The 12,075-nt window shown below is 58.8% G+C and carries 13 protein-coding genes; 5 read left to right on the forward strand and 8 right to left on the reverse strand.

Features of this window, described 5'->3' with window-relative positions; genetic code table 11:
* Positions 1 to 45 precede the first annotated feature (45 nt).
* From cobM to B30_RS00225, 7 genes are read right to left on the reverse strand one after another with little or no spacing between them, the layout of a single operon-like run.
* A complete protein-coding gene (gene cobM, locus B30_RS00195) occupies positions 46 to 813 on the reverse strand; it encodes a precorrin-4 C(11)-methyltransferase (protein WP_009569940.1) in 768 nt (255 codons plus the stop codon).
* Complete coding sequence (gene cobJ / locus B30_RS00200; protein ID WP_009569941.1) at positions 810 to 2,624, reverse strand: precorrin-3B C(17)-methyltransferase; 1,815 nt, start codon at positions 2,622 to 2,624, stop codon at positions 810 to 812. The genes cobM and cobJ overlap by 4 nt, the downstream gene beginning before the upstream one ends.
* Entirely contained in the window at positions 2,615 to 3,331 is a 717-nt protein-coding gene (cobI, locus tag B30_RS00205; protein WP_009569942.1) for a precorrin-2 C(20)-methyltransferase, read from the reverse strand. The genes cobJ and cobI overlap by 10 nt, the downstream gene beginning before the upstream one ends.
* Positions 3,328 to 4,542 carry a bifunctional cobalt-precorrin-7 (C(5))-methyltransferase/cobalt-precorrin-6B (C(15))-methyltransferase gene (locus B30_RS00210; protein WP_009569943.1) on the reverse strand — a complete coding sequence of 405 codons (1,215 nt, stop codon included), beginning with the start codon at positions 4,540 to 4,542 and terminating at the stop codon, positions 3,328 to 3,330. The genes cobI and B30_RS00210 overlap by 4 nt, the downstream gene beginning before the upstream one ends.
* Positions 4,539 to 5,177 (reverse strand): precorrin-8X methylmutase, encoded by a 639-nt coding sequence (locus B30_RS00215; protein WP_009569944.1) that lies wholly within the window; start codon positions 5,175 to 5,177, stop codon positions 4,539 to 4,541. Before B30_RS00215 ends, B30_RS00210 begins: the two co-directional genes overlap by 4 nt.
* 5 nt (positions 5,178 to 5,182) lie before the next feature.
* The gene (locus B30_RS00220) at positions 5,183 to 6,490 is read right to left on the reverse strand and encodes a sirohydrochlorin chelatase (protein WP_009569945.1); all 1,308 of its coding nucleotides are present in this window, start codon (positions 6,488 to 6,490) and stop codon (positions 5,183 to 5,185) included.
* Between the two features lie 6 nt (positions 6,491 to 6,496).
* Positions 6,497 to 6,712, reverse strand: coding sequence for a DUF6732 family protein (locus tag B30_RS00225; protein WP_009569946.1), 216 nt, complete (start codon positions 6,710 to 6,712; stop codon positions 6,497 to 6,499).
* Positions 6,713 to 7,009: 297 nt separating this feature from the next.
* Between B30_RS00225 and B30_RS00230 the strand changes: the two genes are divergently transcribed.
* Positions 7,010 to 7,984: a glutathione S-transferase family protein gene (locus tag B30_RS00230; RefSeq protein ID WP_009569947.1), complete on the forward strand. Its 975-nt coding sequence runs from the start codon at positions 7,010 to 7,012 to the stop codon at positions 7,982 to 7,984.
* Positions 7,985 to 8,005: 21 nt separating this feature from the next.
* Here the strand turns inward: B30_RS00230 and B30_RS00235 are convergent, their stop codons facing one another.
* Complete coding sequence (locus B30_RS00235) at positions 8,006 to 8,371, reverse strand: response regulator transcription factor (RefSeq protein ID WP_009569948.1); 366 nt, start codon at positions 8,369 to 8,371, stop codon at positions 8,006 to 8,008.
* A 184-nt stretch (positions 8,372 to 8,555) separates the two neighbouring features.
* On the opposite strand from B30_RS00235, the gene B30_RS00240 reads away from it, so the two are divergent.
* The 4 genes from B30_RS00240 (at position 8,556) to B30_RS00255 (ending at position 12,040) form a co-directional block, all read left to right on the forward strand.
* Positions 8,556 to 8,951, forward strand: coding sequence for a DUF1636 family protein (locus tag B30_RS00240; RefSeq protein ID WP_009569949.1), 396 nt, complete (start codon positions 8,556 to 8,558; stop codon positions 8,949 to 8,951).
* Positions 8,948 to 9,883 (forward strand): threonine-phosphate decarboxylase, encoded by a 936-nt coding sequence (locus tag B30_RS00245; RefSeq protein ID WP_009569950.1) that lies wholly within the window; start codon positions 8,948 to 8,950, stop codon positions 9,881 to 9,883. The genes B30_RS00240 and B30_RS00245 overlap by 4 nt, the downstream gene beginning before the upstream one ends.
* Positions 9,880 to 10,785: an adenosylcobinamide-phosphate synthase CbiB gene (gene cbiB, locus B30_RS00250; RefSeq protein ID WP_009569951.1), complete on the forward strand. Its 906-nt coding sequence runs from the start codon at positions 9,880 to 9,882 to the stop codon at positions 10,783 to 10,785. The genes B30_RS00245 and cbiB overlap by 4 nt, the downstream gene beginning before the upstream one ends.
* Before the next feature lie 91 nt (positions 10,786 to 10,876).
* Entirely contained in the window at positions 10,877 to 12,040 is a 1,164-nt protein-coding gene (locus B30_RS00255; protein WP_051130575.1) for a lytic murein transglycosylase, read from the forward strand.
* Positions 12,041 to 12,075: the final 35 nt, after the last annotated feature.

Raw genomic sequence — 12,075 nt, forward strand, 5'->3', positions numbered from 1 at the left:
CGACAGGTTTCACCCCGTCCCCAAGAGTCACCCGATTGCCGCAGTTTACCCCGTCACCTTCGGGCGCAGCACATGCGGCATTTTCGGATCATAGAGCGCACTGTCTTTGAAATCCGCGACCTCGCCCAAGGCGGGCCCAACAAGGATCAAGGCGGTTCGGGTGATTTTCGCGTCGCGCGCTTTTTCTCGAATGTCGCTCAACGTGCCACGGATCAACATCTGATCCGGCCAGCCGACACGATACGCTACGGCAACGGGGCAATCCGCGCCGTAATAGGGCACCAATTGCCGTTCGATTTCACGCAGGTTGCGAATGCCCAGATGGATCGCCAAGGTTGCCCCGGTTTTGGCGAAATTCTCAAGCGTTTCACCCTTAGGCATTGACGTGGATTTCATCGACACGCGGGTCAGGATGATGCTTTGCGCGATCTCCGGTATGGTCAATTCCTGCCCCAAAGCGGCGGCGGCGGCGGCATAGGCGGGCACGCCGGGGATGATCTCATAGTCAATCCCATCGGCGCGCAGACGTCGAATTTGCTCGGCAATCGCGCCGTACAAAGAAGGATCTCCACTGTGCACACGGGCAACATTAAATCCATTTTCATGTGCCATTTTGATTTCCGCATGGGTGTCATCCAGCGTCATCGGTGCCGTATCCAAAATCCGCGCCCCCTCGGGGGCGCAGGCTACGACCTCCGCCGGAACCAAAGAGCCCGCATACAAACAAACCGGACATTCACCGATGATCCGCTCGGCCTTTTTGGTCAAAAGCTCTGGGTCACCCGGCCCCGCGCCAATAAAGAAAACAGTCATGCGAGGTCTCCATCAATTTTGCGCGCATAGCCACGCGGCGTATACATCCGCGGGCCTTCGCCAAGCTGGGCAAGGCGGGAATTGGACGAGCCAATGAGTACGACGGTCAGCATATCGACCTCATCCACCTTCAAGTCCTCCAAACGACGATAACGGACATATTCCGTCGGCCGCCCAAGGTTCGACGCCAACATCACCGGCGTGTCTGCCGGGCGATGCTGGAGCAAAATATCCCGCGCCTCGGCCAAAAGCGTGCGGCGTTTTTTCGATACCGGATTGTAGAAGGCGATGACAAAATCGCCCTCTGCCGCCGCCTTGAGGCGGCGAACAATATCCGCCCGTGGGGTCAAAAGATCCGACAGAGAGATGGCGCAGAAATCATGCCCCAAAGGTGCCCCCGCACGCGCAGCGGCCCCTTGCAGCGCCGAAACACCCGGCGAACAAATCACCTCAACGCGGTGAGCGGCGTCCGATACGCCATGGTCTTGCGGGTCGCGATCCAACAGCTCAAACACCAGTGCGCCCATGGCATAAATGCCCGCATCTCCCGAACACACCAGCGCAACATTTTTGCCCTTGGCGGCCTGTTCCAACGCATAGCGACACCGATCCTCTTCGCCACCCAGCGGGAAATCGGAACGGATCTTGCCAACCGCCAACGGCCCCAAAAGATCAATATAGAGGCCATATCCAACAAGTTCTTCGGCCTCTGCGACAAGTTTGGACACTTCCGGCGTGCGCCATGCCGCCTGCCCCGGACCGATCCCAACCACGGACAAACGTCCACGCGGACGGCCATTGAGCGCGGTGATCACGTCCGTCGAGACCGCCAAGGACGCAGTGGCCATCGCGCTTTTGATCTTCGGCTCGGCCAAACTAACTTTCGCGCCACCACAGGCCAGAGCGGCGTTTTCGGCCACGCCATGGGTGCCAATTTCCGCAAACACCACCTCAGAACTGGTGGCGCATCGCGGCGTCTCGGCCTCAAGCTCAAGCGCCGTGAACAGGCGCAGCGGAACATCATAGGATGCAGCCAAGGCCAAGATCGCCGGTTCGTCCGCCTTCAAATCCACGGTCGCAATCGCCGCCAATGCCTTCGGCGAGATATTGGCCTTTTGCAACAGCGCGCCAACCAGATCGGCAAGCTCCTCAGGTGGGCAATTGCGCGAACAACCAACGCCCAAAACGTAGCGCTGCGGGTGATACACAAGCGTTGTATTGCCGGGCGCAGATACATCCTGCACGGTACAGATCAACTCGGCCCCCTCAGCCTGCGAAACATCCGCCAGCCATATAGCTGTCTCCGCCTCATCGCCCGTCACCGTCGCCCCCCCATGGGCCAACATTGCGGCCATGGTCGATTTGGCATTTTCTGGATTGCCCAAGCGCCACCCAAGCGGCGGTTCGTCCAAAGCGATGCCCATCGACACGTCGCCCGCCGTCGTGATCGCCGCTTTGGCACCCAGCACCTGCGCGATCTCCAAGGCCAGCCGATTGGCCCCGCGATGCCCACCCAAAAGCGGCACAACGACTGATCCGTCATCGGAGACCGAAATCACCGGTGGTTCGGTCTTTTTATTTGAGAGCAGGGGGGCCACGGCGCGGATCAGGATGCCCGAGGCACACACACCAATCACCGGAACGCCTGCCGCAAACAAGGTGCGCACATGGTCTAACGCATTGGCAAATCTGATCTTTGCCTCTGTGCGCCCCTCGCGTCCGTGGAGTTCAAAACCAAAGGCAACGGCAATGCGGGCGGCGGTCTTTTCGCCGGATGCGTTGAGTGCGATGACAACCGGGCTCACAGCCATGGATCGGCCCCTTTCACGATGAGGATCATAGAAAAATACGGCGCCTTTTCAGGCGCTTGTGACAGTGGCAGAACCACCTCATGAGGCGTTGAGGCCCGTTCGATATAGACAGCTTCCTCAGTCAGGCCCGCCGTCTCAATCGCCGCGCGCACGCGGGCAAAATGGCGGCCGAGTTTCATCACCACAAGAGTGTCAGCGCCGTGCAGCACATCCATCGGATGTCCGCCCTCCATGCGTGCGACAAGTTCCGGCGCAGGCAGGATGGTGACCACCTCATTGCGCGCCGCCATCGGCACTCCCGCCACTGCGGCACAGGTGGTCACAGAGGTCACGCCAGGCACCACCTCAACCGCATAGTCGCGTTTGAGGCGGGCGAAAAGATACATGAACGAACCGTAGAAAAACGGATCCCCCTCACACAAAACAACCACATCCTCGCCCGCATCCAATGCAGATCGGATCGCATTCGCGCCGATGTCATAAGCGGCCTGTGCGGGGGCGCGGTCCACCGTCATCGGCACATCCATGACAATCTCGCGTGTGCCCTTGGGAATATATGCCGCCGCAATCGAGCGGGCAAAAGACTCACCACCTGCTAGGGTCGGATAGGCGATCACTTTGGCCTCGCCAATCAGGCGGGCGGCTTTGAGCGTCATCAACTCCGGGTCGCCGGGGCCAAGGCCGATGCCATAAACTGTCCCGCTCATGGGGCGCATCCTCCTTTGGTCAGGCTCCATTGGGTCACCGGCATGAACGGCTTCCAGCCCGAAAGAGAACCCACAGGTTTAGCGCGCGCCACCGCCATGCGGCTCAGATCGCCACCAAATTCGCTGCGCAGCGCAATCAACAGGGCCTCACCTTCCAGCGTCACCGCATTGGCAACCAGTCGTCCAAATGGGGCGAGGGCCTTCCATGCGGCCTCAAACACCTCACGCGTCAAGCCGCCGCCGATGAACACCGCATCGGGCGGTGGCAGATCGGCAAGGCCTTCGGGCGCTGTGGCGTCAATCAGTTTGAGACCCGGCGTGCCTAGGGCCAGCGCGTTTTGCACCGCCAAGGCGCGGCGATCGGCGCGGCATTCGATCCCGATGGCACGGGCATCCCGCGCCGCGCGCATCCACTCAATCGCGACCGAGCCAGAGCCACATCCGATGTCCCATAGCAACGCACCGCGTCTTGGCGCGAGTTTGGCCAGAGTGACGACACGGACCTCTTGCTTGGTCATATTTCCGTCAGAGACAAAGGCGCTGTCAGGCAAGCCGAAGCGCGGCAAAGGCGCTGCAGTCTCCTCGGCGATGCACTCGACCGCAAGTGTGTGAAAGTCAGGCACATCATGGGGCCAGCTTGAGGCCATGCCATCAAAGCGGACCTCGTCTGTGCCTCCCATATGCGCCAAAACACTCAAACGCGAAGGGCCAAATCCACGATCCCTCAAAATAGAAGATATTTCTCGCGGTGAATCGTGGCCTTGTGTCAAAATAAGCATTTTTTGACCGGGCCTTAGAAAGGGGATGATTTGCTCTGCCGGGCGTCCGTGCACGGTCAATGTTTCCACATTCGCAAGCGACCAGCCCATACGCGCCGCAGCGAGTTGAAAGGCCGAAAGTTGTGGGTGGTACAAGATTTCAGCCGGGTCAATGTCTCGCCCGATGCGCGCACCGACCGAATACCAAAGCGGATCGCCCGTCGCGAACACCACCACGCGACGCCCCCGTAGATCGCGCAACTCGTCAATCAGGGCGTTGAACGGTGAAGGCCACGCCCGGCGTTCACCTTTGAGTGAAGGGGTGAGCGCATGGTGACGCGCCGCGCCAAAAATCACCTCGGCATCCGCAAGTACGCTACGCGTGGCGGCGCTCAGGCTCTCCAATCCATCGTCGCCGATACCGATGATGTGAAGCCATTTCGACATGCTCATTCGCCGATCTCCGGCAATCCCACAGCCAGTGCATTCACCGCCGCCGAAGCGATAGCCGAACCACCGCGACGCCCCCGCAACGCGACAAAATCGCACCCCCTCGGGTTACCCGCCAATTCGGCTTTAGATTCCGCCGCACCGACAAACCCCACCGGAAATCCAAGGATGACGGCGGGTTTGGGCGCGCCTTGGTCGATCAACTCCAACAAGTGAAACAGCGCGGTCGGGGCATTGCCAATGGCAACAACGGCCCCGTCCAAATACGGTTCCCACAGCTCAACAGCAGCGGCAGAGCGGGTGTTGCCGATCTCTTTGGCACGTTCTGGCGTGCGTGGATCATTGAGGGTGACGATCACCTGATTTTCGGCGGGAAGGTAGCGACGGATGATGCCCGCGCCGACCATTTCGCAATCGCACAGGATCGGCGCACCCGCTTTCAGTGCCGCATGGCCAACCGCATAGGCATCGGGTGAAAAAGCCAAGCGATCCGCCACCTCAACCATGCCGCAGGCGTGGATCAGGCGGATCGCAAGGCGTTCCATTCCGGCGTCAAACCGATCCAACCGTGCTTCTTTGCGCACGGTGGCAAAGCTTTGCGCATAGATCGACTGCGGGTCTTTGTCATAGGGGCGCACCGGGATCAGACCTTAGACTTGCGCGCGGATTCGGGTCCGTGCGGGTGCTTGGCATGAGGGTATTCCGGGTGGACGTGATCATGGGAGTGGCCATGGTCATGATGGTCATGATGATGATCGTGGTCATGGCCGTGGATATGGCTGTGTGCATGACCGTGGCTATGGTCATGATCATGGGTGTGGCCATGAGTGTGATTGTGATGATGGTGCACATGCGCGGTTTTTTCCAACCGACAAAGCCCCGTACAGAACGTATCGCAAAGCGCACAATCGGCCACGTTTGAACCGGGGGCAGAGGCGCCTTGGCCTTCGACATGGTGGTGGTGGCTTTCTTGCACCGCACCGACCTCGGCCTCAAACCCAAGCACCTGTGTGCGGTATTTGCACAGCACACAAGTCGGCGGCGGCACATCGCCAAAAGCCGGATGGCCCTTGCCGTTTTCACGCGCCGCGGCGCGCTCTTTTGGGGTGATTTGACGGGCCTGTTGACCTTCGATCGCAAGCACTTGGGTGCGATAGGCACAGATGCCACAGTTCGGGATCGGCACGTCGCCGTCCTGTTCCAATACCCGTTCCGCAAAGGTTTGCAGCACTTTCGGGTGATCATTCAGATAGCCGGCTTTAACGAATTGAATGTCGGCATGCTCAGCCGCAACTTGGTCGGTGAAACCGTAAATCCGGTCGATCAGGATACCGGTGAAGAGGAAATACGGAAACACGATGACGCGTTTGTAGCCGAGTTTCGACACATGTTGCAGGCAGGGTTCGACAAGCGGAAACGTAACACCGGAATAGCCGACCTCGCACCAGCCAAAACCCATGCCCTCCCACAACATCCGCGCGATTTTCGAGACGTTGCCATTGGCGTCTGGATCAGACGCGCCGCGCCCGATGACGACCAAGGCGGTCTCATGCAGCGGCAATTCACCCAACTCTGCATTGGCCCGGTCCACTGCTTCGCGTACCCGCGCACCGGCGGCGGCGATCATCTTGGGATCAACGCCCAATTCGCGACCATAGCTGACGGTCATGCCATGTTTGGCGGCATAGGTGTTGAGCACGGTCGGGATGTCATTTTTCGCATGCATCGCGGCAAACAACATGCCCGGAACGGCCAAAATACGCTCGCAGCCAGCCTCACGCAGACGGTCCAAACCATCACGGATCACCGGATTGGCGAACTCAAGATAGCCGTAATCCACCATCCAATCCGCGGGCAACAGGGCGGGAAGTTTCTCTGCCAAAACGGCAAATTCGTCCACGGCGGCCTGGCTGCGCGAGCCATGGCCACAAATCATCACACCAGTTTTCATCTTAAATTATGCCTCCTGCGGCTCAGCCTCATGGTCGGGGTCTGCCGCCTCTGGCTCTTGTTTTTTGCCTTTGATAGCCCCCCAAATGGCGGTCGCAATCGCGCCGCCAATCAAAACACCCGCAAGCCAATGGTTGTGACCTGCGGCCTCGGCGATATGGCCTGGATGGGCCAGCGCAGGGGCGGCAAAAAATGTAAGCGTGAGCGTCATAGCGCGAAACATGTCATATCCTTGTCGTTATGCCCGAATGGGGCGGTCGTGGTTCAAGGAGGCTGGGACACTTGACGATGCTGCGCGCAATCCCCGGTTTGGGTCGATCCGCCACTGCCAACCTCTCTGGCCCCGTATCGGGGCGTCGTCATAGGTCTCATCTATAGGCCGAGGGCACAGAGCGCGCAAATGCTTTAGCGCCAACGGGTTGGGACAAATGTGCACAATCGCACCATTCCTGCGCTCTCACACCTGTTTGCGCGCGAACCTGGAGTGTTTAGGGTGCACAGGGAACATGAGGAGGCCCCTATGGGACATTTAAAAGACGGTATCTGGCATGACGAATGGTACGACACATCGAAGTCAGGCGGCCGGTTTGAACGCAGCTCAGCGGGCTTTCGCAACTGGATCACGCCCGATGGCGCGGCGGGACCCTCCGGCAAGGGTGGGTTTGAGGCCGAGGCCGGGCGCTATCACCTCTATGTCTCTTATGCTTGTCCGTGGGCCCATCGCACTCTGATTTTTCGGGCGTTAAAAGGCCTCGAAGAGCTGATTTCCGTCTCCGTTGTTCACCCCGATATGCTGAGCGATGGCTGGACCTTTGCGCAGGATTTCCCCGGCACCACGGGGGACGCCCTCTTTGGCAAGCCTTTCCTGCGCGATATTTATACCGAAGCCGACCCCGGCCTGTCGGGGCGCGTTACTGTGCCGATTCTCTGGGACAAAAAACGGGACACGATTGTCTCAAACGAATCCTCTGAAATCATCCGCATGTTCAATTCGGCCTTTGATGCGATCACTGGAAACACCCATGATTTCTGGCCCCTCGCCCTGCGTGACGAGATCGAAACGGTAAATGCCCGCATCTATGACACGATCAACAATGGCGTCTATAAGGCCGGGTTTGCCACCACGCAAAAGGCCTATGACGCCGCCATTGCGCCGCTGTTCGACAGTCTCGATTGGCTCGAAACCCATCTCTCGGAGAATCGCTATCTCATGGGAGAGCAGGTGACCGAAGCGGATTGGCGATTGTTCACCACCCTCATCCGGTTTGACAAGGTCTACCACGGCCACTTCAAATGCAACAAACGCATGGTAAAAGACTACCCCGCCGTTTGGGCCTACACACGCGCGCTTTATCAATGGCCGGGGGTGCGCGAGACGGTGAATTTCGATCATATCGTGCGTCACTATTACTATAGCCACGATACGATCAACCCGCATCGGATTGTGCCGGTCACACCGGATTTGGATTTTGATGCGCCGCATGGGCGGGGCTGAGACGTCGTTGAAAACCGCGCCTTACGAGGCCGCTTTGCCGTAATGCTCGACCATGGCCGACAGATCCTCTGGGTCCACCTGTTTGGTGACAAAGGCACAAGCGTTGGCCGCGTGTTGAAAGATGGAACCGTCCGAGAAAAAACTGGCGTTGGTGGTAAATATCACCCGCGCGCTGGGGCAACGATAATTGGCATAATCTGCGATGGCAAAAGCGGAGCCATTCTCCAGAACCAAATCCAGAACAATCAGATCCGGGGCCTCTTGTTGCATGTGCGCAATCGCTGCGTCCTGCCCCGACACCAAAACCACCTTCATGCCCTGACGCTCAAGATGGCGCATCCAGATCCGCCCTAGGTCCGGGTTACTTTCAACAATCAATACCCGCATACTCTTCCTAAATCGTGACCACCAACTGAGCGCGTTTCGCACTGGCTACCCGACGTTAAACCTTGTGTAAGACACCCTTACGAACCCTTAAGATCAGGGTCAATCAAAGCCGCCGAAATAAGGGCGTGGGAAAAAGCTAAGATTTTAACTTGCACTCCGCCCGCGCTAAGGCAAAACAGAGCACATGACACATAAAGCCCCCACCTGGATCACCATCTGCGAAACCTGCAAATTGCCCGATTGGGCAGAGCGTGGGATGGATAAGACCGATGGCGAAATTCTGGCCGAAGCGATTGAACAGCGCGCCGCGGCCACCGGGATCAAAACCCGCCGCGTGGCCTGTACGATGGGCTGTGAACGCGCCTGTAACATCATCGTTCAGGGCGCGGGAAAAATCGGCTATTCCCTTGGAAAGTTTGACGGAAATGACGCGGACGCGGAGGCTATCGTAAGCTACGCCACACAACATGCCGCCTCTCCGTCTGGGCAGGTCCCGTTCCGCGACTGGCCGCAAGGCGTCAAGGGTCATTTCGTCTCCCGCCACTTGCCACCCCCCACCGATCCCGCCGAGGGCGCATGAGCCGGCACCGGGATCATGGTGGCGGTCTAGATGCCGCCGTGGCGCGGTTCGGCGGCGAGAAATCCGACTGGATCGACCTCTCCACCGGCATCAACCCAACTGCCTATTTGATAGGCGAAATGCCACCCAGTGCTTGGGAAACCTTGCCCGATGCCGCAGCCCAGGATTCGTTGATCCAAGCGGCGCGTGCCTATTGGAACGTCCCGCGCGGGGCCTCCATTTTGGCCGCACCCGGCGCCTCCGCCCTCATCGCCCGCTTGCCTGCGCTCTGGCCCAAAGCCCGCGTCGAGATCAGAACGCCAACCTATAACGAACATGCCGCCGCCTTTGAGGCACATGGCTGGACGTTGGACGGCACTGACCCGTCTGTTCAGGTCGCCGTTCATCCCAACAACCCGGACGGGCGGCTTTGGCGTGCGGATGAATTGACCGCGCCAATCACGATCATCGACGAAAGTTTTTGCGATGTGATGCCAGAGAAGAGCCATATTGAGCGCGTCACCGATGGGCGCACGATTGTACTCAAAAGTTTTGGCAAATTCTGGGGGCTGGCCGGTCTGCGGCTTGGCTTTGCCATTGGTGCGCCGGAGTGGATCAATCGCCTTTCGACCCTCACCGGCCCTTGGGCGGTTTCCGGCCCGGCGCTTGCGATTGGCACAAGGGCACTGAATGACCCGGATTGGGCGTTGCAGACACGGATCAATTTGGCACAGTCTTCGGCAAGAATGGACGATCTCATGCAAAATAAAGGCGCTAAATTGATTGGTGGGACAGATCTATTCCGTCTCTATGAGGTCGACAATGCCCGTGCCTTTCAGGATCATTTGGCCAAAGGTCGGGTTTGGTCGCGCATCTTTCCCTATTCCGACACTTGGGTCCGCCTCGGTCTGCCCGCCCCGGACCGTTGGGATCAATTTGAGGCCGCACTGTGACCACGGCTTTTGCGCTGTCTCTGGCTATGATCCTTGATGCGCTTATGGGCGAACCGAAATGGCTTTGGGACCGCCTGCCCCATCCTGCGGTGTTGATTGGCCGCCTCATTGGTTGGGCAGATCGGCGGATGAACCATGGGGATCGACGCAAGGCCAAAGGCGTGGCTTTGCTTCTTTCTTTGGTGGTGGGCAGTGGGGTTCTTGGTCTCATTCTGGACCAAATCCCCTTTGTAGACATCCTCTTGGGCGCAATTCTTTTGGCCCATAAATCATTAATCCAACATGTCAAAGCGGTGGCGCGCGCGCTTGACACCTCACTTGAGGCTGGTCGCGCGTCTGTGGCGATGATCGTTGGGCGCGACACAACCGACATGGACACACCCGCCGTGTCCCGCGCCGCCATCGAATCCGCCGCTGAAAATTTCTCAGACGGTGTGATCGCCCCCGCGTTTTGGTTTTTACTGCTCGGCCTACCCGGCATCCTGATCTACAAAGCCGTCAACACCGCCGACAGCATGATCGGCTATCGCACCGATCGGCATCGCGATTTCGGCTGGGCCTCGGCCCGGTGTGACGATCTTCTAAACCTGATCCCAGCGCGGCTCACCGCTGTGTTGCTGTTCCCATGGGGCAAGCCTTTGTCGCTTTGGCGGAGCATTACCACGGAGGCGCGTCGCCATCGCTCGCCCAATGCCGGTTGGCCCGAAGCCGCCCTGTCGCGCAGTCTGGGCGTGGCGCTTTCCGGTCCGCGCGCCTATCACGGCGAGATGCGTGACTACCCGTGGGTCAATCCAGACGGGCGCCCCAACGCCACTCCGCGCGACATCGACATGGCCTGCGCCCGTCTTTGGACCGCTTGGGCCTTTACTCTCGTCTGCGTCATCACGCTGTCATTTGCGTAACTTGCGCCTGATCGCTATCGTGGCGCACAACTCAATGTAAAAGGTAAACCCATGCGTTTTCTGAGCCTTGCTCTTGCCCTGGTGTTGCGCTGTGCATAGAAGTTCTCTTCGGCCTCTGCCGGCGGGATGTTTCCGATGGGTCCCCTGCGGCGGGTCATTTCCCTCCTTTGTCGGTAAAATAAAATCCGAAGCCCTGTCCAAAGGCTATGACAAAGCCACGGTGGATCGGTTTTTCGCCTCCGCCCAGCAGACCCAATCGGTGCTCAAAGCCGACCGTGCACAGGGGTTTTTCCAAAAGCCGTTCATCGACTTTTCCCGCGCCGTGATCAGCCAAAACCGCATCGACAATGGCCGCAAATATTCGCAGCAATACAATGCCACCTTTGACCGCATCGCCCGCGACTACGGCGTCTCACGCGGCGTACTTTTGGCATTTTGGGCGCTGGAAACCGACTTTGGCCAGGTGCAGGGCGATTTTAACACGCTGAATGCGCTGATGACTTTGGGGCACGATTGTCGTCGTCCCGAATTGTTCCAACCGCAAATTCTGGCCGCACTTGAGCTTTACAAACATGGCGATTTCGACCCGACCACGACCAAAGGTGCCTGGGCCGGCGAAATCGGCATGGTGCAAATGTTGCCGAAAGACATCCTGCAAAACGGTGTAGATGGCGATGGCGATGGCCATGTCCGCCTGAAAACCTCGGCTCCTGATGCGTTGATGTCGGGTGCGAAAATGCTCAAACATTTGGGCTGGCGGGCGAATGAGCCGTGGCTGCAAGAGATTATTGTACCTGCCGATCTCGATTGGTCCAAAACCGGGCTCAACCACAAAATGACCGTGGCGCAATGGGCAAAGCTCGGCGTCAAGCCACGCGCTGGATCGCTCGGGCCCTCATCGCTTCAGGCCTCCGTGCTTTTGCCAATGGGTCGTAAAGGTCCGGCGTTTCTCGCCTATCCGAATTTCGAGGTCTATTTTGAGTGGAACAAGAGCTTTGTCTATGTGACCACTGCGGCCTATTTTGCCGCCCGCCTCGAAGGCGCACCAGTCTACAATGCGGGATCGCCTGAGACCGGATTATCCGATGGGCAAATGAAGCAGCTGCAACAAAAACTGCAAAGCCGGGGCCATGACGTGGGCGGCGTCGATGGCATTTTGGGTGAAAAGACCCGCGAGGCCGTACAGAAGGAGCAAGTGCGCCTTGGGATGCCCGCCGATGCTTGGCCGACGCCCGCGCTGCTGGGCAAGCTCTGATCATATAAACATCGAAAAATTGGCTTTGGTCGCCA

The sequence above is a fragment of the Celeribacter baekdonensis B30 genome, from assembly GCF_000299875.1.
Classification (GTDB): Bacteria; Pseudomonadota; Alphaproteobacteria; order Rhodobacterales; family Rhodobacteraceae; genus Celeribacter; species Celeribacter baekdonensis_A.

Excerpts from the sequence above, each read along its gene's own strand:
- cobM (WP_009569940.1), bottom strand. The coding sequence starts at position 813 with ATGACTGTTTTCTTTATTGGCGCGGGGCCGGGTGACCCAGAGCTTTTG.
- cobJ (WP_009569941.1), bottom strand. The coding sequence starts at position 2,624 with ATGGCTGTGAGCCCGGTTGTCATCGCACTCAACGCATCCGGCGAAAAG.
- cobI (WP_009569942.1), bottom strand. The coding sequence starts at position 3,331 with ATGAGCGGGACAGTTTATGGCATCGGCCTTGGCCCCGGCGACCCGGAG.
- B30_RS00210 (WP_009569943.1), bottom strand. The coding sequence starts at position 4,542 with ATGAGCATGTCGAAATGGCTTCACATCATCGGTATCGGCGACGATGGA.
- B30_RS00220 (WP_009569945.1), bottom strand. The coding sequence starts at position 6,490 with ATGAAAACTGGTGTGATGATTTGTGGCCATGGCTCGCGCAGCCAGGCC.
- B30_RS00225 (WP_009569946.1), bottom strand. The coding sequence starts at position 6,712 with ATGTTTCGCGCTATGACGCTCACGCTTACATTTTTTGCCGCCCCTGCG.
- B30_RS00230 (WP_009569947.1), top strand. The coding sequence starts at position 7,010 with ATGGGACATTTAAAAGACGGTATCTGGCATGACGAATGGTACGACACA.
- B30_RS00235 (WP_009569948.1), bottom strand. The coding sequence starts at position 8,371 with ATGCGGGTATTGATTGTTGAAAGTAACCCGGACCTAGGGCGGATCTGG.
- B30_RS00240 (WP_009569949.1), top strand. The coding sequence starts at position 8,556 with ATGACACATAAAGCCCCCACCTGGATCACCATCTGCGAAACCTGCAAA.
- B30_RS00245 (WP_009569950.1), top strand. The coding sequence starts at position 8,948 with ATGAGCCGGCACCGGGATCATGGTGGCGGTCTAGATGCCGCCGTGGCG.